General features: G+C 35.4%; 18 protein-coding genes and 2 tRNA genes. 17 read left to right on the plus strand and 3 right to left on the minus strand.

All coding sequences use genetic code 11. From position 1 onward, the window contains the following. Positions 1-3: 3 nt before the first annotated feature. The 4 genes from KW2_RS02875 (at position 4) to KW2_RS02890 (ending at position 9,852) form a co-directional block, all read left to right on the plus strand. Positions 4-4,371, plus strand: a complete 4,368-nt coding sequence (locus KW2_RS02875) for an Eco57I restriction-modification methylase domain-containing protein (RefSeq protein ID WP_021036833.1) — start codon at positions 4-6, stop codon at positions 4,369-4,371. Then, a complete protein-coding gene (locus tag KW2_RS02880) occupies positions 4,371-5,321 on the plus strand; it encodes a hypothetical protein (RefSeq protein WP_021036834.1) in 951 nt (316 codons plus the stop codon). The genes KW2_RS02875 and KW2_RS02880 overlap by 1 nt, the downstream gene beginning before the upstream one ends. A 279-nt stretch (positions 5,322-5,600) precedes the next feature. Continuing rightward, positions 5,601-7,622 (plus strand): KUP/HAK/KT family potassium transporter, encoded by a 2,022-nt coding sequence (locus KW2_RS02885; RefSeq protein WP_021036835.1) that lies wholly within the window; start codon positions 5,601-5,603, stop codon positions 7,620-7,622. Between the two features lie 214 nt (positions 7,623-7,836). Continuing rightward, positions 7,837-9,852 carry a KUP/HAK/KT family potassium transporter gene (locus KW2_RS02890; RefSeq protein WP_011834607.1) on the plus strand — a complete coding sequence of 672 codons (2,016 nt, stop codon included), beginning with the start codon at positions 7,837-7,839 and terminating at the stop codon, positions 9,850-9,852. Positions 9,853-9,904: 52 nt separating this feature from the next. On the opposite strand, the gene KW2_RS11840 is transcribed toward KW2_RS02890, so the two are convergent. After that, entirely contained in the window at positions 9,905-10,075 is a 171-nt protein-coding gene (locus KW2_RS11840; protein ID WP_011675764.1) for a DUF3042 family protein, read from the minus strand. Between the two features lie 194 nt (positions 10,076-10,269). Between KW2_RS11840 and KW2_RS02895 the strand changes: the two genes are divergently transcribed. The 5 genes from KW2_RS02895 to KW2_RS02915 all read left to right on the plus strand — a co-directional run bounded on the left by KW2_RS02895 (position 10,270) and on the right by KW2_RS02915 (position 14,000). Further along, positions 10,270-10,935 (plus strand): YitT family protein, encoded by a 666-nt coding sequence (locus KW2_RS02895; protein WP_011675765.1) that lies wholly within the window; start codon positions 10,270-10,272, stop codon positions 10,933-10,935. Between the two features lie 131 nt (positions 10,936-11,066). After that, positions 11,067-11,951: a tRNA (adenosine(37)-N6)-dimethylallyltransferase MiaA gene (miaA, locus tag KW2_RS02900; RefSeq protein WP_021036836.1), complete on the plus strand. Its 885-nt coding sequence runs from the start codon at positions 11,067-11,069 to the stop codon at positions 11,949-11,951. 145 nt (positions 11,952-12,096) lie between these two features. Beyond that, positions 12,097-12,765, plus strand: coding sequence for a hypothetical protein (locus KW2_RS02905; RefSeq protein ID WP_021036837.1), 669 nt, complete (start codon positions 12,097-12,099; stop codon positions 12,763-12,765). A 164-nt stretch (positions 12,766-12,929) separates the two neighbouring features. Beyond that, positions 12,930-13,832: an SPFH domain-containing protein gene (locus KW2_RS02910; RefSeq protein WP_011675768.1), complete on the plus strand. Its 903-nt coding sequence runs from the start codon at positions 12,930-12,932 to the stop codon at positions 13,830-13,832. A gap of 96 nt (positions 13,833-13,928) precedes the next feature. Continuing rightward, a tRNA-Arg gene (locus KW2_RS02915) sits at positions 13,929-14,000 on the plus strand. An 80-nt stretch (positions 14,001-14,080) separates the two neighbouring features. On the opposite strand, the gene KW2_RS02920 is transcribed toward KW2_RS02915, so the two are convergent. Both KW2_RS02920 and KW2_RS02925 read right to left on the minus strand, forming a co-directional pair. Continuing rightward, positions 14,081-14,779 (minus strand): hypothetical protein, encoded by a 699-nt coding sequence (locus KW2_RS02920; protein WP_021036838.1) that lies wholly within the window; start codon positions 14,777-14,779, stop codon positions 14,081-14,083. A gap of 426 nt (positions 14,780-15,205) precedes the next feature. Continuing rightward, entirely contained in the window at positions 15,206-15,553 is a 348-nt protein-coding gene (locus KW2_RS02925; RefSeq protein WP_011834619.1) for an XRE family transcriptional regulator, read from the minus strand. Between the two features lie 562 nt (positions 15,554-16,115). Between KW2_RS02925 and KW2_RS02930 the strand changes: the two genes are divergently transcribed. From KW2_RS02930 to greA, 8 genes are all read left to right on the plus strand, one after another. Then, positions 16,116-16,188, plus strand: a tRNA-Lys gene (locus KW2_RS02930). Between the two features lie 130 nt (positions 16,189-16,318). Then, positions 16,319-17,242: a ribonuclease Z gene (rnz, locus tag KW2_RS02935; RefSeq protein ID WP_011834620.1), complete on the plus strand. Its 924-nt coding sequence runs from the start codon at positions 16,319-16,321 to the stop codon at positions 17,240-17,242. Next, on the plus strand, positions 17,235-17,936 hold the full coding sequence (locus tag KW2_RS02940; RefSeq protein ID WP_021036839.1) for an SDR family NAD(P)-dependent oxidoreductase: 702 nt from the start codon (positions 17,235-17,237) through the stop codon (positions 17,934-17,936). The genes rnz and KW2_RS02940 overlap by 8 nt, the downstream gene beginning before the upstream one ends. Before the next feature lie 172 nt (positions 17,937-18,108). Continuing rightward, a complete protein-coding gene (gene recJ, locus KW2_RS02945; protein ID WP_021036840.1) occupies positions 18,109-20,337 on the plus strand; it encodes a single-stranded-DNA-specific exonuclease RecJ in 2,229 nt (742 codons plus the stop codon). Between the two features lie 123 nt (positions 20,338-20,460). Next, a complete protein-coding gene (locus tag KW2_RS02950; protein ID WP_011834623.1) occupies positions 20,461-20,973 on the plus strand; it encodes an adenine phosphoribosyltransferase in 513 nt (170 codons plus the stop codon). A gap of 216 nt (positions 20,974-21,189) precedes the next feature. After that, positions 21,190-21,753 carry a DNA-directed RNA polymerase subunit delta gene (gene rpoE, locus KW2_RS02955; RefSeq protein ID WP_015082149.1) on the plus strand — a complete coding sequence of 188 codons (564 nt, stop codon included), beginning with the start codon at positions 21,190-21,192 and terminating at the stop codon, positions 21,751-21,753. A 135-nt stretch (positions 21,754-21,888) separates the two neighbouring features. Beyond that, positions 21,889-23,529: an endolytic transglycosylase MltG gene (mltG, locus tag KW2_RS02960; protein WP_041168579.1), complete on the plus strand. Its 1,641-nt coding sequence runs from the start codon at positions 21,889-21,891 to the stop codon at positions 23,527-23,529. 60 nt (positions 23,530-23,589) lie between these two features. Further along, the gene (gene greA, locus KW2_RS02965) at positions 23,590-24,060 is read left to right on the plus strand and encodes a transcription elongation factor GreA (RefSeq protein ID WP_011834626.1); all 471 of its coding nucleotides are present in this window, start codon (positions 23,590-23,592) and stop codon (positions 24,058-24,060) included. Positions 24,061-24,096 lie beyond the last annotated feature (36 nt).

Raw genomic sequence — 24,096 nt, forward strand, 5'->3', positions numbered from 1 at the left:
TAAATGTCAAAGAATTTTGATTTTTTGATGATTGAAAGGGATACGGCTTTTTTATTTGAAACAGCAAATTTTGCTGAAAAAAACTATGTTCAAGGTGACTTTGAAGGGACTTTAACTAAGACACGTAAAATTGCCGAAAGTATTACTAAATTAATTTTAGAAAAAGAATACATAAATTTACCAAATCGCACAACTTTTAATGATGCTTTGCGTGAACTTAAAAAAATTGTCAAAGAAAATGATGTTATTGATGCTTTTTACGCCATAAAAGGAATTGGTAATAGCGCTGCTCATGAAATAAATTCAGCAGATGCAACGAAGGAAAACGCGATTAAGGCACTTCATCAAGTTTTCACCATCTTGGTATGGTTTATCCATAAATATGTTGATCCTGATATCAAAACAGCTTATCTAGAATTTCTTGAGCCAGAGGCTGAAAAACTTTATCAAACAGCCGAACGCAAACTAATTTACGTCCAAACTGTGAATAATGAAAGTGGAATGTTCCAAGCCTATGAGGGAACACAAAAAATTGGAGAGGCTACTGCTCCAGATGATGATTTTGAAGTTGATTGGTCTCCTAATAGTGAATTTTTACGTACGGTAGGAGCAAAACGAATCAACCAATATATGAAAACAGCAGGATTAAAGTTTGTTTTGGAATGGGTTGAACTTGCTTGGAAGAAATCTACAAAATCCTGGTTTCATGACCATGATGTTCATGAAGTTTTGAAACGTTCGGGTGTTAAAAAACCGAAGCATTTGGATGGGTCAGAGTGGTTTAAAACGGACTTAGAAACAGCTAAGAATGCAATAAAAGCTGTAAAAGAAGGGCATTCAGCTCTCCAAACTATTTCAGAAAAAGCTCCATCGTATGAAATCATACTTCGACCTGAACAAAAATCAGCAGTAGAGCAGACAAAACGAAATTTCAAGAAAAATAAAAAAATGCTCTGGAATGCCAAAATGCGTTTTGGTAAAACTTTGACTTCTTTGCAACTTATCAAAGAAGAAAAATATTCCAAAGTCTTGATTATGACTCACCGACCAGTCGTATCCGATTCATGGTTTGAAGATTTTGGCAAAATGAAAATGTCAGAAGAAAATTATCGTTTCGGCTCTGAAACCAGAGGTGAACGTCTTGAAAATCTGAAATTAGGTGATACACCTTTTATTTACTTTGTTTCAATTCAAAAACTTCGGTATGATGGAGGGAAAGCAAATCTGACTGAGTTTTCTGATGTAGACTGGGATTTGATTGTCATTGATGAGGCACATGAAGGCACACAGACCGAACTTGCAGATAATGTTTTGAAATCTCTTGAAAAGCCAGAAACAAAAATCTTAGCACTTAGTGGTACACCATTCAATATTCAAGACCAGTATGATGAAAGCTCGGTCTATACATGGGATTATACGATGGAGCAACGTGCTAAAACTGCTTGGGAGTATGAACATCCAACGGAACGAAATCCTTATGAGACCTTGCCCAAAGTCAATATGTTCACATTTGAGATGAAACATAAAGAGCGCTTTACAGATGAATCAAAAGCCTTTAATTTTCGTGAATTTTTCCGTGTGGATGAGAATGGTGAGCTCGTTCATAAAACAGATGTCAATGCTTTTTTAGATAATATTACGAATCAAGATAGTAATACTGATTATCCATTTTCAACTGAACAATATCGCAATGAACTCCGTCATACTTTGTGGCTTATGCCCGGTGTAAAAGAAGCAAATGCTTTTGAAAAATTACTTAGTGCACACCAAATTTTTGGCCAAGAATATAAAATCATCAATGTTGTTAAAGATGATAAGTTCGACAATAACGAAGTTGCAACAGCAGGAGATTTGAACAAAGTCCGCCAGGCCATTGGAGAGCCAAGCGAAACTAAAACTATCACATTAACGGTTCGTAAACTCACGACTGGGGTCAATATTCCTGAATGGACTGCCGTTTTATTCCTGTCCAATACAAATAGTGCAATGAACTATCTTCAAGCGGCCTTTCGTGCACAAACACCATTTTCTCATGAAAAGCTAGGTATGAAGAAAAATTGTTATATCTTTGACTTTGCTCCAGACCGTGCACTATCTGTGATGGCAGAATCCGCACAAGTTAATTCTGGGGTGGGCAAGAAAAATACACAAGAACAAAAAGATATGCTGACTCGTTTATTGAACTTCATGCCAATTTTGGGACAAACTGAAAACGGTATGAAATCCTTCAATGTGGATAAAATGCTTACCCAGCTTAAAAAAGTATATGCGGAAAAAGCGGTGCGTTCAGGGTTTGAAGATGATAGCTTATATAATGATAATCTTTTGACTTTAACCGAAGGAGATACAGAATTATTCAAAGATTTGAATAAGATTGTTGGGAAAACGACTAAAGTTAAAGAAAGTCAAATTGTGATTTCCAACAATGGTTTGACCGATGAAGAATACGATAGAGGACAAAAAGCAGGCAAGAGAAAGAAGAAACAACAAACTCCAGAAGAAAAAGAAATTTTAGAGAAAATCAAAAAAGCCAAAGACCAACGTAAAACCATGATTTCTATCTTACGCGGGGTGTCAATTCGTATTCCGATGATGATTTATGGGATGAAGTTGGATTTAGCACAGGATATTTCAATCCAAGATTTTGTAAAACAAGTTGATAATGAATCATGGAAAGAATTCATGCCTAAAGGGTTTACCAAGCTAATGTTTAAACAAATCGTACAATATTATGATGCGGAAGTTTTTATTGAGGCAGGGCGGATTATTCGTCAACGTGCAAAATCTTATGACCAATTAGATTTTGTCGAACGTGCGGAAAAAATTGCAGAGTTGTTTGGAACTTTCAAGAACCCCGATAAAGAAACGGTATTGACACCGTGGCGCGTGGTCAATTTACAGCTGACAAAAACCATTGGAGGTTTGAATTTTTATGATGATAACTTTGTCAGTACGACTGATGGTGCTGTTAGCAGTTTACATTGGGTAGAACAAGCAGATAGTCAGCAAATTTATACTGAAGCTACAAAAATTCTTGAAATTAATACAAAGACGGGACTTTATCCACTCCATGCAGCAATGAGTTTGTACTATAAAAAACTAGAAGAAAATAATGACAGTAAATTTGAAGCTGATGAAGTCTACAAGAAAATCTTGAAAGAAAATATTTTTGCTATAGCTAAAACTCCGATGGCAAAAACTATTACCGAACGCACGCTCTCTGGTTATAAAGATTTTGAGATGAATGTGCAATATATTGATGGATTCGTGGATACTATAAAAGAAAGCCCACAAAAAGGTAAAGAAAAAGTAGAGGAGGTATTTAAAAACGTGAAATTTGATGTAGTGATTGGAAATCCGCCTTATCAGGAAGAATCAATCGGTGACAGTACACAAGCACCACCTATTTACCATAAATTTATGGATACAGCCTATGAAATTGCTAACAAAGCAGTTTTAATTACACCAGGTAGATTCTTGTTTAATGCAGGTGCAACTCCAGAGTCTTGGAATAATAAAATGCTTAATGATGAACATTTTAAAATAGTTCATTTTGAAAATGCAAGCTACAATATTTTTCCAAATACAAATTTTGGGTCAGTCGCAGTTACGTATTGGGATAAAAATAAAAAATTTGAACCAATAGGAATTATGACAAACTTTTATGAACTTAATTCAATTATCAAGAAAGTAGAAAGAAAAACTATTAACACACTAGACAGTATTATTTCAGGGCGTGGAGTTTATAAATTGACGAATATAGCGCATATTGAACATCCTGAAATTGAAATCCTACAATCAAAAGGGCATAAAAATGATGTTGGAACAGGAGTTTTCAGCAAACTACAAAATATAATTTTCTTCAAAGACAAACCTAATGATGGTAAAGAATATAGTAAAGTGATTGGGTTAATGAATAGAAATCGAGAAAATTTTTGGGTGGATACAAGATATATTACACATACACCTGATTATGGTAAATTTAAAGTTATTTTACCTAAGGCTAATGGGACAGGGTTATTGGAAGATAGAGCATCAGCGATGATAGGTAAACCTCTTGCAATTCCTCCGCTTGTTGCTTTTACTGAAACATTTATTTCTATTGGTACTTTTGATACAGAAGCTGAGTCAGAAAATGTTTTGAAATATGTCAAATCAAAATTTGCACGAGCAATGTTAGGTGTGCTTAAAGTTACCCAAGATAATCCACGAGATAAATGGAAATATGTTCCCCTACAAAATTTTGCCCCCGATTCCGACATCGACTGGACAAAATCCCTCCCCGAAATTGACCAACAACTTTATGCAAAATATAAACTTGATGAAAAAGAAATTTTGTTTATTGAGGAGAAAGTTAAGGCAATGGACTGATGGAGAACTTAAAAGAAGAAATTATTGAAGCAATTCAGTCTTTATATTATGATTCAGAGGATGGATGTCAAGCGATTACGTGTGAGCTTGCTGATATGGAAATTAACGGGGAGAGTGTGCATAATTGCTTTGCTTGTAATCTAGCTGATAGTATTAGCTCTTTGAATATGTTAGCAGAGTTACCTGATGAAAAGTTTGAAGGTGAATATCAGATTTACCGTCTATTTTTACCTCAGATTTATTTAATTGTAGAGGAAATTGATACAATTTTAAAAACTTCAGGATTGAATTTTGGGTTTATTTCTCAAAGATATCCATTCATATTAAGAATACGGCGTCTGATGAATTTTCTTAAACATCCAAAAGTTAGAGGTTTTTTTCAACATCCACAGTATGTTTTTATTGATAGTAAATCGAATCTAAAGACTTGGCAGAATAGCTCTAACAAACTTTTTGAACATTTTAGTCAAGAGGATATTATTAAAATAAATTCTAAAAGTTTATTAGAAAGAATGATATTTGCTAAGTGTGACGGTCAACTTTACAACCAGCAAGATTTTCAAGACAGACCTGATTTAGTTGGAAAATACTTGGAACCCACTGAATCTGATGTGGATACTTTCATTGTTATTCCAAACAATTTAAAAGAAGGTCAAGAAGATGCTAATACAACTCGTTATAAATTAAAATCAGGGGAAATAATATATTTCTATTTTTGCGAGGCTGATATAAAAAAATTTTATTCAAGAGAGATTAATAATGACCAACTCGAAAAGTTGAAGGAATTTTGTGTCAAAGAAGGTATTGTTATTTTCTTACCAAAAATTCCAGATTTAATTTTTGAATTGGGGGAAATGATTAAAGAAGTAATTGAGCAATATAAAAATAATCCGATATTATTTGACTCAATAGCTGATTTGGCATTAATATATTCCAAGATTGATGAATAAAACTTATAAGATAAAATTATGGCAATGAATGATATGACATAAAAATAAATGTTATTTTATATAATAGAAAATTACTGATACTTTTTTATAATGATAACCTTAGTTTAAAATCAAAAAAAGCTAGAGTTTTCTAGCTTTTTTTCTTTTAAAGATTAGTGGTATTTTTTGGACCATTTTTTAACAAAAAATGGATAAAATGTTATATTATTAGATAATCAAAATGTGCTTAGCTTATTTTGAAAAAAATGATTGCAACTAGAGAAAGTTGAGGGAGCTAAAATGGGTTATCAACATAATCGCTCATTTAATAAGGCGACAGGCGCAGGTTTCATTATCGCAATGGGAATTGTCTATGGTGACATTGGGACAAGTCCTCTTTACACAATGGAATCCATTGTCCAAGGTCAAGGAGGGCTTGAACGAATTTCGGAGACCTCAATTATCGGGGCTTTGTCATTGATTATTTGGACCTTGACTTTGATTACAACGGTCAAATATGTTTGGATTGCTTTAAAAGCGGATAACAATCATGAAGGTGGGATTTTTTCCCTATTTACTCTTGTTCGTAAATATGCAAAATGGTTAATTATCCCAGCGATGATTGGTGGAGCTGCCTTGCTTTCTGATGGTGCTTTAACACCAGCTGTTACAGTTACTTCGGCAATTGAGGGATTGAGGTCTATCCCAGCTTTTCATGAAGCTTTTGGTCAGCAACAATTGCCAATTGTCATTATAACTTTGGCGATTTTGGCAATTCTGTTTTTGATTCAACGTTTTGGAACTTCGATCGTTGGTAAAGTTTTCGGACCAGTGATGTTTATTTGGTTTAGTTTTCTTGGGATTACAGGCTTGATTAATCTCTTTGGCGATTTTTCAGTCCTTCAAGCAATCAATCCTTACTGGGCCATTCATTTACTCTTAAGTCCAGAAAATAAAGCAGGAATTTTTGTCCTTGGTTCAGTCTTTCTAGCGACGACAGGGGCAGAGGCTCTATATTCTGACTTGGGTCACGTGGGCCGAGGAAATATTCATGTTAGCTGGCCATTTGTTAAAGTTTGTATTATATTATCATATTGTGGACAGGCGGCCTGGCTTTTACAAAATCGCGGAAAATCATTAGGTGATATTAATCCATTTTTTGCAGTTTTACCTCAAAGCCTGATTATTTTTTCTGTGGTTCTAGCGACTTTGGCAGCAATTATTGCTTCCCAAGCTTTAATCTCTGGTTCATTTACATTGGTTTCTGAAGCCATTCGCCTTAAACTACTCCCAAGATTGAGAATTAATTATCCGGGGGAAACCTTTGGCCAATTGTATATTCCAGCGGTAAATCTGGGCTTATGGCTCGCGGCAAGTTTTATTGTTGTCTACTTCCAAAGTTCTGCCCACATGGAGGCCGCTTATGGCTTAGCGATTACGGTCACCATGTTAATGACAACAATTTTATTAACGGTTTATTTAGCACAACATCAAAAAGTCAAAAAGGTATTCGTTGTTCTCTTTTTCGGTGCTTTTATCTTCATAGAAGGATTATTTTTTGCAGCCTCTGCTGTAAAGTTCCTGCACGGTGGTTATGTGGTTGTGATTTTAGCTGCCCTCATATTATTCGTTATGGCAATTTGGCACAAATCTGACCAACTTTTCTATAAATACCTCAAATCTTCTAATCTTAATGATTACAAAGAACAAATGAATAAGCTGCGAAAAGACGAATCCTATGATCTTTATCATACAAATGTTGTTTATTTGACAGCCAAAATGGATAAAGAATGGATTGACCGTTCAATCTTGTATTCAATTTTAGATAAACGACCTAAGAAAGCCGAAGTATACTGGTTTGTGAAGGTTAATGTCACAGATGAGCCTTATACTTCTGAGTATGAAGTGGATATGTTAGGGACTGATTTTATCGTTTGTGTCAATCTCTATCTCGGTTTTCACATGCGTCAAGAAATTCCACGTTATTTGCGCACAATCGTGACTAATTTGATGGAATCAGGGCGTTTACCACAACAGCATCAACCTTACAGTATCATTCCCGGACGGAAGGTTGGCGATTTCCGGTTCATTCTCTTAGAAGAAAAGTTGATTAATGCGAGACAAATGCCCGCTTTTGAAAGGTTCGTCCTTCAAACAAAGGAGCAAATAAAGAAAATTACGGCTTCGCCGGCGCGTTGGTTTGGACTCCATTTCTCAGAAGTTACAGTTGAAACGGTTCCTTTAGTTCTTTCAGACGTCAGAAATTTGGAAATTCACGAGCGAATTTCTAAGGAAAATGAAGTGGAAAATCTGTCAAAATAAATATGCAAAAAGCTTGGATTTGATTGATATAGTAGTGTTTTAGAAGAATAACGTATTTTATATAAAGCTGCGAGAAATAAATAAATGTAATTTCTCACAGTTTTTTTTGAATAAACTGGGGATAATCTGCTATAATATAGCTATTAAAAAACGAGCTAAGCTTCGTTTTATTTATTTGACTATTTTCGCTGAAGAAAGTTGAGGAGTTATAAAAGTGGGTCAAGTACACTTACATAATCGGTCGTTTAACAAAGCGACCTCTGCGGGATTCCTGATTGCATTAGGAATTGTTTATGGTGATATTGGAACAAGTCCTCTTTATGCCATGCAGGCTATTGTTCGAGGACAGGGAGGATTAGCAAATCTTTCTGAAAGTTTTATTTTAGGGGCTGTTTCTCTTGTCATTTGGACTTTAACGCTAATCACAACAGTTAAGTATGTTTTGATTGCATTGAAGGCTGATAATCATCATGAAGGCGGTATTTTTTCACTGTTTACGCTTGTTAGACGAATGAGAAAATGGCTGATTGTGCCAGCAATGATTGGTGGAGCGACATTACTAGCAGATGGGGCATTGACCCCTGCTGTAACTGTCACCTCTGCGATTGAAGGTTTAAGAGGGGTAACTCATGTTTACTCTAATCAAACAACGGTCATGGTAACGACCTTAATTATTCTTGCTTTTCTCTTTTTAATTCAGAGATTTGGGGCAAGTTTGGTCGGTCGCTTATTTGGACCAATTATGTTTATCTGGTTTGGTTTTTTGGGCGTGAGTGGGCTAATCAACTCATTTCTTGACTTATCAATTCTTAAGGCGATTAATCCTTATTATGCGATTCATTTATTATTTAGTCCGGAAAATAAGGCTGGTTTCTTTATCTTGGGTTCAATTTTCTTGGTAACAACTGGGGCAGAAGCACTCTATTCTGACTTAGGACATGTAGGTCGCGGAAATATTTATGTCAGCTGGCCATTTGTTAAGATTTGTATTATCCTATCTTATTGTGGACAAGGGGCTTGGCTTTTAGCTCACCGTGGTGAACATATTGAAAAACTTAATCCTTTCTTTGCCGTTTTACCTGATAATATGGTCATTTATGTTGTTATCTTGTCAACGCTAGCCGCGATTATCGCCTCTCAAGCACTGATTTCAGGTTCCTTTACTTTGGTCTCTGAAGCGATTCGTTTGAAACTTTTACCTTTGTTTAAAATTTATTATCCAGGGCAAACTTTGGGACAACTTTATATCCCAGCAGTTAACTTTGCACTTTGGGTAACGACTTCCTTCTTTGTTTTGTATTTTAAAACTTCAGAACATATGGAAGCCGCTTATAGTTTGGCGATTACCATCACTATGTTGATGACAACGACCCTTTTGACTTATTTCTTAATTCAAAAAGGGACGCCAAAAATTGCGATTGCTTTTATTTCCATTGGTCTCTTTTGTATTGAAGGCTCGTTCTTTGCGGCTTCCTTGGTACAATTTATCAATGGAGCATATATTGTTGTACTGATTGCTTTGGCAATTATCTTTGTGATGTTTATCTGGAATAAGTCACATAAGATTGTTATGAAATACATTAAATCATTGAATATTAATGAATATAAGAATCAATTGAATGCTTTGCGTCATGATGAATCTTATGACTTATATCAAACGAATGTGGTTTATCTGACGAGTAAAATGGATCATGAATGGATTGACCGTTCTATCTTGTATTCCATCTTAGACAAACGGCCAAAACGTGCGGAATGCTATTGGTTTGTTAATGTGAAAGTTACTGACGAACCTTATACTTCTGAGTACAAAGTTGATATGATGGATACTGATTTTATTGTTCGAGTGAATCTTTATCTTGGATTCCGTATGCGTCAAGAAGTTCCGCGCTATCTACGAACTATTGTGACGGATTTGATGGAATCAGGTCGCTTGCCTCGACAACATCAACACTACAGTATCACTCCAGGACGTAAAGTTGGTGATTTCCGCTTTGTCGTTGTTGAAGAAAAATTAATGAATGCACGACAAATGCCAGGTTTTGAACGTTTTGTTCTTCAAACGAAAGCACAAATTAAGAGAATTACTGCCTCACCAATTCGTTGGTTTGGACTTCAATTCTCGGAAGTAACAGTTGAAACGGTTCCCTTGGTTCTTTCAGATGTACGTAATTTGGAAATTCATGAGCGTTTAGAGCAAGTAGATGAAACAGAAGCTCCTGCAACAAATTAAAAAACTTACTGACGATTCTGTCAGTAAGTTTTTATTTTTGTCAGTAAAAATTTTAGCGTGCAAGTCGTTTTCGAGCGGCTTCTTTTCGTTTTTGAGCGATGAATTCAGCCTTGTCAGCTGAGGGAAGATATCCTTTTTTCTTGGCAATCAAGAGGGCAGTTCCAGCGACAAGAATTTCGACTGATTTTCCAATGAGATAACCTTGGATAAATTTATTTTTCATTTGCGGGTCTCCTTTAATTTTTATTTAAAAATCATTATATTATCATTATAAATCAAAAAATGTGAAAACGCTATCGAATCACTTCTAAAAATGAAAGATTTTTTAATATTAACCGGTTAAGGTTAAGATTAGGCACATGTGATATATTAGTATCAGTTGTAATAAATAAATGAAAAAGAAAGAAGGTAAGAAATATGACAATTATAGGTGTAAAAATTGATCAGAAGTTTATGAGGGACTTACTCATCCTGATTATAGGTGTCGGCCTTTATGTATTATCTGTTCAATTATTCGTCATCCCCAACCGTTTAGCAAGTAATGGTGTCGCTGGTTTCTCTGTACTTATGGATTTTGTTTTCGGCATCAACCCAGCCTTGACTTTCTTTTTGGTAAATGTACCCCTCTTTATTTTCGGGGGACGTCTGCTTCCACGTAGAATTTTACTTTTAAGTATTCCCGGAGCTCTTGCGATGAGTCTTTGGTTAATGATTTATGAAGCATTGGGTGTTACTGGTTTTCAATTCTCACATGTTATTTTTGCCGGGATTTTTGATGGAATTTTATCAGGCATCGGTGCCGGTCTAGTCATCATTTCTGAAGGGACTTTTGGCGGCTCTATCCTACTTAGTCGAATTTTAGAAGAACAATGGGATTTTAAAATCGATAAAGTATTATTCTTAGTTGACGTAGTTGTTCTGAGCGTTTCCTTATTGACTTTCTTGTCTCTTCCTAACTTTGCTGTTACTCTCCTATCATGCTACATTTTTAGTAAAATGACACTGATTGTTGGGCGGGAAGATTATCGAAAATCTTTGATGTCACGTGGAAAGAAAATTTACCAAAAAGTGTTTGCAGCTTAAGAAACTGCAAAATATAATATAAAGTTACTGACAGAATGGTCAGTAACTTTTTTTCTGGTCAAAGCTTGAATTTGCCGATTATTTCTGAAATAATAGAGATTGGAAATCGTGAGAGTGAGTTAAAGATATAAATGAAAAATAATAAAGTTTTGGTTGTTGTTGGACCAACTGCGGTGGGTAAAACGGCACTAGGCATTGATTTAGCTATAAAAATGAATGGTGAAATTATTTCTGGTGATTCACAACAAGTGTATCAGGGATTAGATATTGGGACAGCGAAAGTAACAAAAGCTGAACAAGCCTTAGCAGTTCATCATTTGATTGATGTTCGAAAATGGACAGAGAATTTTTCGGTTCATGATTTTGTGATGGAAGCCAATCGATTGATTGAGGAGATTATTGAACGTGGGAATGTCCCGATTATTGTTGGTGGGACAGGACTCTATATTCAGTCACTGATAGAAGGTTACCATCTGGGAGGTCAAGAAAATCATCAAGCAATGATGGAACTTCGAGAAACATTATCGGCTTTAACTGACGAAGAGCTCTTTGAAAAAGTTCTTAAATTAAATCCAAATTTTCCTGAATTGAATCGCAGACGAGCGATTCGCTTTTTGGAGTTGCAAACTTTTGGTTCAACTGACGAAAATAGTGGTTCTGATTATAATTTTTTATTAATTGGCTTGAATGCAGAGCGAAAAGTGCTCTATGAAAGAATCAATCAGCGGGTAGAGCAAATGATGAGCGAAGGGCTTTTGGCTGAGGCAAGAAGTCTATTTGAAAAGGCACCCGATGCTCAAGCAGCAAAAGGAATTGGTTATAAAGAATTTTTCCCTTACTTTTCTGGCGAGATTAGTTTAGAAGAAGCAGTTGAATTAGTCAAGCGTAATTCCAGACGTTATGCTAAAAGGCAATTGACTTGGTTCAGAAATCGAATGGAAGTCGAATTTGAGGATGTCTTTTCAGAAACATACCCTGATTCAGTTTTTGAGAAAGTGACTCAATTTTTGAACTGACTCATTTTCGTAAAAATGTTATAATGAAAATGATTGAAAAAGGACATTATATCTGACTGACAGACTTTAAATCAGTCAACTTATTTTGCTGACAAAAAGATTAGAAGCTTGTCAGTAATATTTTTAGCAAAAAAGGAGAGAGAAGATGAATGATAAAAAATGGATAGATTTGGGAATGAAATATGGTGGATTCATGGCTCAAGATCAAATTTTTTTAGAAAATAGATTAGCCACTTTAACTGATGTCGCCGATAAACGACTTTTGGTTACTCCGCCAGCATCGGTATTGAATGCTTATTTTGCTGAACTTTATCAAAAACGCTCGCCCAAGGATGCGACAGACTATTTCTTTGAGCTTTCTAAGGCCTTTGATATTTTTGAAGAAAACCCAGATTTTCAACTTGAAGGAAAAGTGGGTTCTGAACATTTCCGTTTTATTCGACTCAACCTTTCAGGCAAATCATTTGGTTTTTCTTATAAAAATGAAGAGGAAGAAGCGCTTATCTTTAGTGAGTTTCCAGTAAAAATTACAGCTGAATTGATGTTTGAAATTGCGCAAATTTTTCCACACTATCTATTGATTGAAGAAGATGGAAAATTGCAGATGAAACCTGCTCAATTCCAAAGTGAATTTGAGAAAGTTAAGGACGTGACAGCCTTGACCGAGCAAGCGGAAAATGAAGAATATATCCGTTTATCAGGTTATAATATTGAGGATTTATTGGAACAAGCACAGGAAATTGGCTTTTTAAGTCCTTTGTGCTATGGACGAGATGGACGAAAACATTTGGTTTATATTACAAAAGGCTTTTAATCATTGATGAATTAGCTGCCTAAAAAATTGCAATTCTCTCCAATAAGTGATAGACTATTTGAAAACGGTTACTGATAAAGGCATTATCATTAAAAAAACTAATTATTTAATTTTACTGACAGATTGATCAGCGACTGATGAGAGGCTACAAGGAGGAACTTTTCATGGATATTATTATTTTTCCACTCGTTATTTTGGCAATTGTTTTACTAATTCTTATCTTTAGTTTAAGTACAATTGTCTTCGTCGTGAAGCAACAAACGGTTGCTATTGTTGAGCGTTTTGGTAAATATCAATTTACTGCAAGCCCAGGTTTTCATTTAAAACTACCATGGGGAATTGACCGAATTGCTGCGCGAATTCAATTACGCCTTTTGCAAACAGAGATGACTGTTGAAACAAAAACTGCAGATAACGTCTTTGTTACGATGAACATTGCTACACAGTATCGAGTAAACGAACAATCAATTAAAGATGCTTACTACAAATTGATGAACCCAGGTGAACAAATCAAAGCCTATATCGAAGATGCCCTTCGGTCAGCTGTGCCAAAGTTGACTTTGGATGATGTCTTTGAGAAAAAAGATGAAATCGCTCTTGAAGTTCAAAAAACGGTTGCTGAAGAAATGCAAACTTACGGATACATTATTGTTAAAACTTTGATTACTAAAGTTGAACCAGATGCTGAAGTTAAGCAATCTATGAACGAAATCAATGCGGCTCAACGTAAGCAAGATGCTAGTCAAATGTTGGCTAATGCTAATAAAATACAAGTTGTGACGGCAGCCGAAGCTGAAGCTGAGAAAGATCGCTTGCATGGTGTTGGGATTGCTGAACAACGTAAAGCAATTGTTGATGGTTTGGCTCAACAAATTACTGAAATCAAAAAACTTGGTGTGGCACTTGATGAAGAACAAATTATGGCGATTTTGCTGACCAACCAATATTTGGATACTTTGAACCAATTTGCTGCGGGTGGAAACTCAACCATCTTCCTTCCTAGTGGAGCTGAAGGAGCAGAAAGCTTGCGAACCCAGATTTTATCAGCAATAAAAGCAGGAAAATAAAAAGAAAAAAGAAAGTTATCAAGAGATAGCTTTTTTTATTTTGCTGAGTTTCTTCTTGCAATTTTTTTTGAAATTAGGTAGAATAAAGGGGTTATAGCGTCCGTAGTGTAATGGATATCACGCGAGATTCCGATTCTTGCAATGGGGGTTCGATTCCCTCCGGACGCATTTAATCATACAAATAAACCGCTCTGTTGAGCGGTTTTCTTGTTTTTGTGCCAAATGACTTGAAATAGTATAAGTTTGGATTATTTTTCTGTTAATGAGTGACGACGACCAGAAGAAATAGCTTGACTTTCAGTCATGGTAAAAATCTCAGATTGATTAACTGGATGACCGTGTTTATTACCATAATCAATTAGGGCAGTAAGACTATACCAATAGACTTTCGAATCTTTACCAGCTACATAAACAGTTCTTCCTACAGGAGGAGTTACAGTACTTCCACCAGCTTGAACTTTCCAAGCTACTGCTCCAAATTTCCATCCTCCATTAAGTAAACTGTTTTGTTCAAATGAATTAGTTGTATAGTTGTGTGAACCAGAACCTGCATTTGGATTATAGGCAACATAGAGATTGACATTTCCACCAGAGTAGAATGCGGCATTTCCGCCATTATCCCAACGCCATCCGCTCTTGACTAAACTTTGAGCTTCATATTTACTCATAGTATAGTAGTGATCTCCGCCCACTGAATTTGGATTGTAAACTCGATAAACTGGAGTTCCTGATGTTGCAGCTATCCAACCAGTTCCTTCATCGTTCCAGCCAGAATTTTTCAGGCTATTTTTTTCAAAAGCACTTTTAGTATAAAAATGCTCTCCAGTATTTTTATTATAGAGTCGATAAACAGGTACAGTAGATGCTGCAGAAGCGCTAGTTTCGGAAATTATTCCGCTTACGCCTAATGACAAAAGCACTCCGAGGGCAATTGAAATTTTTTTCATAAATTTTCTCCTACCTAGCTTTTAACGAGTATCAAGGTTTGCTCGTAGGGGTTCTTTTATGTTGCTTCTAATAATTTCATAAATTCTTTTACTTTCGTATCATAAAAATAAAGGCCTAAATGGTGAGAAGATAAAATTGATAAATATTTACACTATCAATTACACTAATATAATTAAGAATAGAGTCATGCATCATAGTTTACTGAGGTTAGAGTTTATTTCATCTTGTTTATAAATGGTATAAGCTAATTCAAAAGGAGCTTACGTTGCATTCATGAAGAGCTTCAAATATTTGTAGTTTCCTTTATTCTTTCAAATATTTTCCGAAGAGAGAAATGACTGCTTTGAAGATGATTTAATTCATGAGAAAGTCCAAAAGGGGGTGCTGAAAGTAGTTTAAAACCCTTCCTGATATAGTTTATTTCCTTACTTATCTTCCAAACGTTTTCCGAGAATAAGCTTCATAGCTATCTTTACATCGTCACTTAGAGGTTTTCCTTCGAATGACACCCATTTATCCCAATCCACTTTGCTGTCATCAACTAATTGTGCTAGATCAATTGGTTCGTTTATAATTTCTAATCCTTCACGTCCTAATAAAAAATCAACAGTAACATGAAAATAATCGGCTACTTTTGCCAAGTCATCAGCTTTAGGTTTTGTTTTCTTCCATCCATAAATTGCGTTTTCACTTAATCCAATATCAAGAGCAACTGTTTTTATATTTTTTCCTTGCTTATCAGCAAGGCCTTTTATTCTATCGAATAGAGTCATGGTGAGCTTTCTAAAAATAATTTCAACTTAAGTATTATGTTGAATACTTAACCCGCAATAAAAAGTATGAATTCTTGTGAAATGTTACTTTTTATGTTAAGTCAAAAAGAGTTAATGTAAATGATTTGAAAATAGTATCCTTTTATTAAAAGGTTTATTCTGTACTAATTAGATTACTTTAATTGTACGAAATCTAATATTTTTTGTCAATGCTCTTGAAGAAAAAGTTATAGGATTATGGAAAAAAACACGATTGAGAATATAAATAGAGAAATCTGAAGTATTTAAGTCTATTATTTCTATAGAAAGAAGGGGAGAGATAAGGCTAAACAAGCTTTTTAAGTAGTTTGAATATTCGTGAGTCAACCAAAGAATTCAAATTTACATGTGGTCAGGCTTTATTTTTTGTTTGAAAATAATAATTTTATTAGTTAGAAATCAGGGGAAAAGGCCTAGTAGACAAGAATTTGAATAAAAAAATAGAAAAATTACAGTTGAGACTAGAAATTTGCGGAAGTCTGTGTTATAATATATTTCGTTGTGAAAATGACGCCTTAAGTATGACTCGTTAGCTCAGTTGGTAGAGCATTTGACTTTTAATCAAAGGGTCGCTGGTTCGAGCCCAGCACGGGTCACTAAATTTATTGAAGAAAAGATTGTGGGGATGGCTCACAATTTTTTCTTATTTTTGAAAAATATTTCTCAAAGTTTAGAGAAAATAATGGTAAAAGCTAATGATTCTAAAGCTTATGTTATGGAGGGTCAATGGAAATCCAATTTTTAGGAACTGGGGCAGGTCAGCCCTCGAAATCAAGAAATACTCAAGCGATTGCTTTAAAAATGCTTGATGAACGTAATGAAATTTGGCTTTTTGATTGTGGTGAAGCTAGTCAACATCAAATTTTAAATACAGCAATTAAACCTCGAAAAATTACAAAGATTTTTATTACTCATTTGCATGGCGACCATATTTTTGGTCTCCCTGGTTTTTTGTCTAGCCGAAGTTTTCAAAGCTCAGATGAGCAGACTGATTTGGACCTCTATGGTCCTGTAGGGATTAAAGAGTTTGTTTTAGCGGGGCTTAGAATTTCAGGTTCACATTTAGGTTATCGGATTAATTTTCATGAGATTGATTCAGCAGGAAAAATCTTTGAAGATGATTCTTTTGAAGTTTATACGGATTTGCTTGACCATACCATTTTCTGCTTGGGTTATCGCGTAGTAGAGAAAAATCGGGTAGGTGAACTTGATGCCAATGCTTTAAAAGAAGCTGGACTTCCTTTTGGACCTCTTTTTGGTAAAATTAAAAAAGGAGAAGTCGTCGACTATGACGGAAAAACCTTTGACCCTAAGGACTATATCGGAGCTGATAAAGTAGGGAAAATCGTGACGATTTTAGGAGACACGCGAAAAACAAACACAGCGGTGCGTTTGGCTTGGCAAGCAGATTTACTGGTGCATGAGGCAACTTATGAGGCCGCTGAGAGTAAAATGGCCAGAGCTCATGGGCATTCAACGACTAAGCAAGCGGCTGATGTTGCTAAGGAAGCAGGCGTCAATCGTTTGTTATTGACCCATATTAGTGCACGTTATGTTGGTCCTTTGGTAGGGCAATTGGTTCGTGAAGCGCAAGATGTTCACGCGAATACCTTTGTGGCCAAAGATTTATACGAGGAAAAAATTGGTTAAAAATATTGTAATTACAGGTGCAACTGGTGATATTGCAAAAGAAATTGTCAGCTTATTATCTAAGACAAATGACCATTTGATTTTGGTATCACGAAGTCGTACGGCTTTAGAGAAATTGTATGGGCAGTTAGCAAATGTCACTTTACTGACCAATGATGAACTTTTAACTGCTGAGCAATCTTATGATGTGGATATTTTAATTAATAATGCTGGCTTTGGTATTTTTAAAGATTTTACTGAACTGACAGACTCTGAGATTACTGAGCAATTTGTTATTAATACATTGATGCCCATTCAGCTGACAAGACAGTTAAAACCAAGACTTCAGCTGATTAACATTGCTTCTATTGCTGGGAAATTACCGACAAGAAAATCAAGTATTTATGCTGCCAGTAAAGCAGCATTAATTACTTTTTCGGATGCCCTACGCATGGAAAATCCACAATTGATTGTGACTACTGTGAATACTGGTCCAGTTCGGACAAAATTTCATAAGGATAATGGAGATTATCTTAATAAAGTGGGGAAAAGTGCTATTTCTGCCGCTAAAGTTGCTGACAAAATTGTGAATAACCTCGGGAAAAGAAAAAGAGAACTAAATTTACCGTGGACTTTATCCACAGCTGCCAAACTTCGCAGTCTTTTTCCCTCACTGGTTGATTTTTTATCAACAAGATTTTTTAATTTTAAATAGTATTCTACTGACAGTTTTTTATAGAAGCGGTTCATTCTTCTGTCAGTAAAAAAATAGCAGTCATTTGCGATAAAGAAGACTAAAACTTATCTTGCTTTGCAGCCATTTTTCTTTTAAGGAATTTGTGCTAAAATAATTGAGTTGAAGACAGAAAAAGATAAAGAGAACGAAAATGATAAAAGCGAAATATGATTGGAAATTGGACGAGACAGTCCTTTCGGAAGATTTTCTAAAAATAAGCAAAAAACATAAATTAGACGAATTAACAAGTCGAGTGCTTTATCAAAGAGGGATTCATGATGAATCTGAAATTGAAAAATTTTTAAAGCCGAATTTGGAAGATTTGCATGACCCATTTTTGCTTCACGACATGGAAAAAGCAACACAAAGAATTTTATCAGCTATTGAACAAGGCGAAAATATTCTGATTTATGGGGATTATGATGCTGATGGGATGACAGCTGCTTCTGTCATGAAATCTGCTCTTGACGAATTAGGCGCCGAAGCTCAGGTTTACTTACCAAATCGATTTACTGACGGTTATGGTCCAAACCTTGATGTTTATCAATATTATATTAACAATGAAAATATCAATCTTATTATCACTGTGGATAATGGGGTAGCAGGGGTGGAGGCAATCGCTTGGGCTCAAGAAAATGGAGTGGATGTCATTATTACTGACCACCATTCAATGCCTGACCAACTGCCTAATGCCTATGCTATTATTCATCCAGAGCATCCAGAAAGTCAATATCCTTTTAAATATTTGGCCGGTGTTGGAGTTGCTTTTAAAGTCGCCTGTGCCCTCTTAGAATATGCACCCCGCGAAATGCTAGATTTGGTGGCCATTGGGACGATTGCTGATATGGTTAGTTTAACTGACGAAAATCGAATTTTAGTCGCTCATGGTCTTAAAGTTCTTGCCCAAACAGAACGTGCGGGTTTGCAAGAATTAATGAAATACGCCGGCGTCGACTTTGACAAGGTCACCGAGGAAACTGTCGGTTTTCAAATCGCGCCACGGTTAAATGCTTTAGGACGGCTTGATGACCCTAATCCAGCAATTGAGTTATTAACAGGTTGGGACGAAGATGAAGCTCATGAAATTGCTAAAATGATTGACCAAAAAAATTCTGAGCGAAAAGATATCGTGGAAAAAATCCACAATGAAGCTCTAGCAATGTTGACAGATGAGCCTGTCCAAATTTTATATCACAAAGATTGGCATAAGGGGGTTTTAGGAATTGTGGCTGGGCGTTTATTGGAACAAATCCATAAACCAGTAATTATGCTCGCCGAAGAAGAGGGGATTTTGCGCGGATCTGCTCGCTCAATTGATAGTTTTGATATTTTTAAAGCACTAAATGCCCACCGCGAACTTTTTATTGCCTTTGGAGGGCATAAACAGGCGGCGGGTATGACTCTAGCTCTGGAAAATGTTGAAGCGGTTAAAAAAGCAATGAGTGATTTTGTTGTGGATAATCATTTAGATCTTTCTAAAAAGAGTCCACTTGAAGTTGCGGATCGCTGTCATTTGGATGAAATTTCACTTGCTACTATTAATAATTTAGCAAAATTAGCCCCTTTTGGTATGGATAATCCCAAACCGCGATTCTTAGTAGAAGATTATAAAGTCATTCAAAGTCGTAGCATGGGCAAAGATAATGCACATCTTAAATTAAAAATTCAAGAAGAAAAGCAACAAATTGATGCCGTTTATTTTCAACATGGCTCAGAAGAGCTAGAATTTGAACAAGCCGAAACTAAACTTGTGGTGACACTTTCAAGTAATAGTTGGAATGGGAACACCAGTCTTCAACTGATGATTGAAGATGCCGATTCAATAGGTGTGGAACTCCTTGATATACGGAGCAGACAAATTTCTATCCCCAAAGAGGCTAATATTTTTTCTCAAAATCAGCTAAAACATGGTATAATGGAAGATGTGCTTGTCATCGAAGAGACACCTGTAGATTTAGCAGGTTTGTCAGTATTAGAAGAAGCTGTCAGTAAAGCAGCATCGGATGATTTTAAAATAATCTATTTTAAAAATAAAATCACTGATAGCTATTATTTAACAGGAAGTGGAACACGTGAACAATTTGCAAAGCTCTATAAGGCGATTTATCAATTTCCAGAATTTGATGTTCGTTATAAGCTTGAGTCTCTTGCAGATTATTTGAATATTCCTCATCTCTTGCTTGTCAAGATGATAAAAATCTTTGAAGAACTTGAATTTGTCAACATTGACAATGGCCTAATGACCGTTAATAAAGCGGCTCAAAAACGTGAAATTTCTGAAAGTACAATTTACCAAGAATTAGAAAAAATTGTAAAAATGCAAGAACTCTTTGCCTTAGCGCCAGTTAAAGAAATTTATCAAAAATTATTAGAAAAATAATTTCGTTTTTATATAAAATTTACTGACAGAAAATGGTTAGACTGTTAATGTTAATTCTGTCAGTAAAAACAACGAACTTATGTTAGAAAAAGGAGCACTGACAATTCTGTCAGTAACAAAAACATGGAATTAAAAGACTATATTGCAACCATCGAAAACTATCCTAAAGAAGGCGTAGTTTTTCGCGACATCAGCCCTTTGATGGCAGATGGGAATGCCTATAACTATGCTGCTACCGAAATTGTTCAGTATGCCAGAGATAAAGAAATTGATATGGTTGTAGGACCTGAAGCACGTGGCTTCATCATTGGTTGCCCAGTCGCATTTGCACTTGGTGTAGGTTTTGCGCCAGTTCGTAAACCTGGAAAATTACCTCGTGAAGTTATTGAAGCAACTTACGAAAAAGAGTATGGTACAGATACACTTACAATGCACTCAGATAGTATCAAACCAGGACAACGCGTCTTGATTGTTGATGATTTGCTTGCAACAGGTGGAACCATTGCTGCAACAATTGAACTTGTTGAAAAAATGGGTGGAGTTGTTGTCGGTTGTGCCTTCCTTATCGAACTTGACGAGCTTAAAGGTCGCGAAAAAATCGGAAATTACGACTATAAAGTTTTAATGCATTATTAATTTCTGTCAGCCAGTCACCCAATAATTTCTGTCAGTATTCTTTTAGTAAAAGCTAAAAGGATACATTCGAGCTAATGGCAAGAGGACAGAGGTTTTTTGGTGTAAAATATTGACAGCAAGCCAATTTTGATATACACTATAAAAAGAAAATCTACAGAGGCGTTCGCTTTCTAGGAAACGAGCCCATATTATATTAGGAAAAGAGAGAGTAAAAACTTGAAAATTACAGCCTTAGAAGGACAAAAAATCTCAGAACTTTCAATGATTGAAGTTGCCCATGCTTTACTAGAGCAAAATGGCAAAGAAATGCAATTTTCTGAAATCATCAGAGCGATTCAAGATTATTTGGAAAAATCAGATGATGAAATTAAAGCTAGTATTTCTCGTTTTTATACAGAAATCAATACAGACGGAAGTTTCATTCCATTAGGAAATAACGTTTGGGCGCTTCGTTCATGGTACGCCATTGATGAAATTGATGAAGAAGTCATCGCTCTTGACGAAATTGAAGACGAAGAAGAAGAAAAACCAGCTAAAAAACGCAAAAAAGTTAACGCTTTTGGTATCGAAGACGAAATCGACCCAGAAGATGAAGAAGGCACAAAAGAAACAACAGAAGAAGATATGTCTTATGATACTCAAGCAGAAGATGAGGATAAAGATGACGTAGCTGCTTATGATGCTGAACTTGCTGAGGTAGAACTTGATAATGTAGATGAAGAAGTTGACATCGAAGTGGAAGACGATGAAGACGATTCAGACGATACTGATGAAGACTAAAACACATAAAAGTGAGGCATCAGCCTCACTTTTATGAATATTTTCTTTTTATTTGTAAAAGTTTAAAAGAACGGTTACAATTATAAAAAGAAAAATTTAATTATTGAGCGAGAGCTAATCATAAGGAGAACAAATTTGGTGGACAAAGAAACAACTGAATTTTCTCGAGGAAGTTTTAAAGAAAAAATACTTCGTCAACTTGAAGAAAATGCAGCGAAACAAGCAGAAACTAAGTTCCCAGACCCTGAAGATTTCGAACGTCCCAAAGGGAGTGAGCCAGTAACTTCTGAGCGAAAAATTGAACCACGGAAAGTTGAACTTGAACCGTTCAAGCTTCCAGTTTTCAAATTTCCAGAAGCAGATGAAGAAGAAGATTTTCAAGCGCAAGTAGATGAAAACACTTCTCAAGAAACGGGTTCACTGCGTCAAAAATTAGAAGAAATAGTTTCTGATGAAAACCAAGAACAAACTTTCCCACCTCCTTTTTCAAGAAGTGAATCAGCAGTTCAAGAAGAACCGATTGAACAGGAAAATATTTCAGAAAAAAGAGAATCAGAAAAAATGGTGAAACACCAACCTTCAAGAAGAACGACTGCGCCATCTAAGAAAAATTCTTCTGGAAAGAAAAACAAAAATAAGAAAAAGAAAAAAGTTACGGCAGGAAAAATTATCACTGTAATTGTTGTTCTTTTAATTTTGGTAGTTGGTGGAACAGGCTGGTATGGTTATAATTTTGTAAAATCAGGAATTCAACCTCTTGATTCTAAAAATACAACAGTTAAATCAATCAGTATTCCAGCGGGGTCAAGTAGTAAACAAATTGGTGAAATTTTGCAAAGACAGTCCATTATTAAAAATGGAATGATATTTCAGTATTACACAAAATTTAAAAATTACTCAGAGTTTAAGAGTGGTTATTATAACCTTTCGCCAAACATGAGTTTATCTACTATTGCTTCCAAACTGGAAGAAGGGGGAACCGAAAAACCTGTTGCCCCTACCTTGGGTAAAATTTTAATTCCTGAAGGCTATACATTGACACAAATAGCGAAGGCAGTTACAGTCAATAGTAACAGTCAAGAAAAAAATGCTAAAACGCCATTCTCAGAAGCTGACTTTATGAAGACTGTTCAAGATCCTACTTTTATTGCAAAAATGGTAAAAGCTTATCCTAAACTTTTTGCAAGTTTACCTACAAAAGATTCAGGGATCAAATATCAGTTAGAAGGCTATTTATTCCCTGCAACCTATGATTATACAAAATCATCAACTGTTGAGTCTGTGATTGAAAATATGATTGAAGCGATGAATGCTCAACTCACGCCTTACTACGACACGATGACGCAAAAAAATCTGACTGTTAATGATGTTTTGAGTTTAGCTGCGCTGGTTGAAAAAGAAGCCAATAATGACGATGATCGTCGAAATGTAGCGGCTACTTTCTATAACCGTATGAATCAAGGAATGACTTTGGGTTCTAATTTATCAATTCTTTATGCTGAAGGTAAGTTAGGTGAAAAAACAAGCTTAGCAGAAGATGCTAATATTGATACTAACCTAGATTCGCCTTATAACTTGTATGCCAATACTGGATTTGGCCCTGGTCCTGTGGATAGTCCTAGTCTGTCATCAATTAAGGCGGTGCTTAATCCTGCGCAAAATGATTATCTTTACTTTGTTGCTGATGTAACAACTGGTAAAGTTTATTTTGCGAAAACCTTAGAAGAACAAAATGCAAATGTTCAAAAATATGTGAATGATAAATTAAGTAAATAGAGTATGATTGATTTTGATTTAACTAAAAAGAAAAGTTTATAATAAAAGGAAAGAAATAAAATGGAAAAAACATTCCCAATGACCAAAGAAGGTCTTGATAAATTAAAAGCAGAACTTGAAAATTTAAAACTCGTTAAACGTCCAGAAGTTATTGACCGTATCAAAGTTGCGCGTAGCTATGGTGACCTTTCAGAAAACTCAGAATATGAAGCAGCTAAAGATGAACAAGCCTTTATTGAAGGACGTATTTCAACTGTTGAAACAATGATTCGTTACGCTGAAATTGTTGACAATGCTAAAATTGCTAAAGATGAAGTGGCACTTGGTAAAAACGTTACTTTTGTGGAAGTCGGAGAAACTGACGAAGAATCATATCAAATCGTTGGTACTGCTGAAGCAGACCCGTTTACAGGTAAAATTTCAAATGAATCACCAATTGCTCGTGTTTTGATTGGTAAAAAAGTTGGAGATATCGTTGATGTCCCATTGCCAGTTGGCGAAATGACAGTAAAAATTGTTAAAGTTGATTAATTGAATGAGAACTTAATAATAAGAAAGCCGTGAGTA

The sequence above is a fragment of the Lactococcus cremoris subsp. cremoris KW2 genome (assembly GCF_000468955.1).
Classification (GTDB): Bacteria; Bacillota; Bacilli; order Lactobacillales; family Streptococcaceae; genus Lactococcus; species Lactococcus cremoris.

Coding starts and splice junctions, on each gene's coding strand:
- KW2_RS02875 (WP_021036833.1), top strand. CDS start 4: ATGTCAAAGAATTTTGATTTTTTGATGATTGAAAGGGATACGGCTTTT.
- KW2_RS02880 (WP_021036834.1), top strand. CDS start 4,371: ATGGAGAACTTAAAAGAAGAAATTATTGAAGCAATTCAGTCTTTATAT.
- KW2_RS02885 (WP_021036835.1), top strand. CDS start 5,601: ATGGGTTATCAACATAATCGCTCATTTAATAAGGCGACAGGCGCAGGT.
- KW2_RS11840 (WP_011675764.1), bottom strand. CDS start 10,075: ATGAAAAATAAATTTATCCAAGGTTATCTCATTGGAAAATCAGTCGAA.
- KW2_RS02895 (WP_011675765.1), top strand. CDS start 10,270: ATGACAATTATAGGTGTAAAAATTGATCAGAAGTTTATGAGGGACTTA.
- miaA (WP_021036836.1), top strand. CDS start 11,067: ATGAAAAATAATAAAGTTTTGGTTGTTGTTGGACCAACTGCGGTGGGT.
- KW2_RS02905 (WP_021036837.1), top strand. CDS start 12,097: ATGAATGATAAAAAATGGATAGATTTGGGAATGAAATATGGTGGATTC.
- KW2_RS02910 (WP_011675768.1), top strand. CDS start 12,930: ATGGATATTATTATTTTTCCACTCGTTATTTTGGCAATTGTTTTACTA.
- KW2_RS02920 (WP_021036838.1), bottom strand. CDS start 14,779: ATGAAAAAAATTTCAATTGCCCTCGGAGTGCTTTTGTCATTAGGCGTA.
- KW2_RS02925 (WP_011834619.1), bottom strand. CDS start 15,553: ATGACTCTATTCGATAGAATAAAAGGCCTTGCTGATAAGCAAGGAAAA.
- rnz (WP_011834620.1), top strand. CDS start 16,319: ATGGAAATCCAATTTTTAGGAACTGGGGCAGGTCAGCCCTCGAAATCA.
- recJ (WP_021036840.1), top strand. CDS start 18,109: ATGATAAAAGCGAAATATGATTGGAAATTGGACGAGACAGTCCTTTCG.
- KW2_RS02950 (WP_011834623.1), top strand. CDS start 20,461: ATGGAATTAAAAGACTATATTGCAACCATCGAAAACTATCCTAAAGAA.
- greA (WP_011834626.1), top strand. CDS start 23,590: ATGGAAAAAACATTCCCAATGACCAAAGAAGGTCTTGATAAATTAAAA.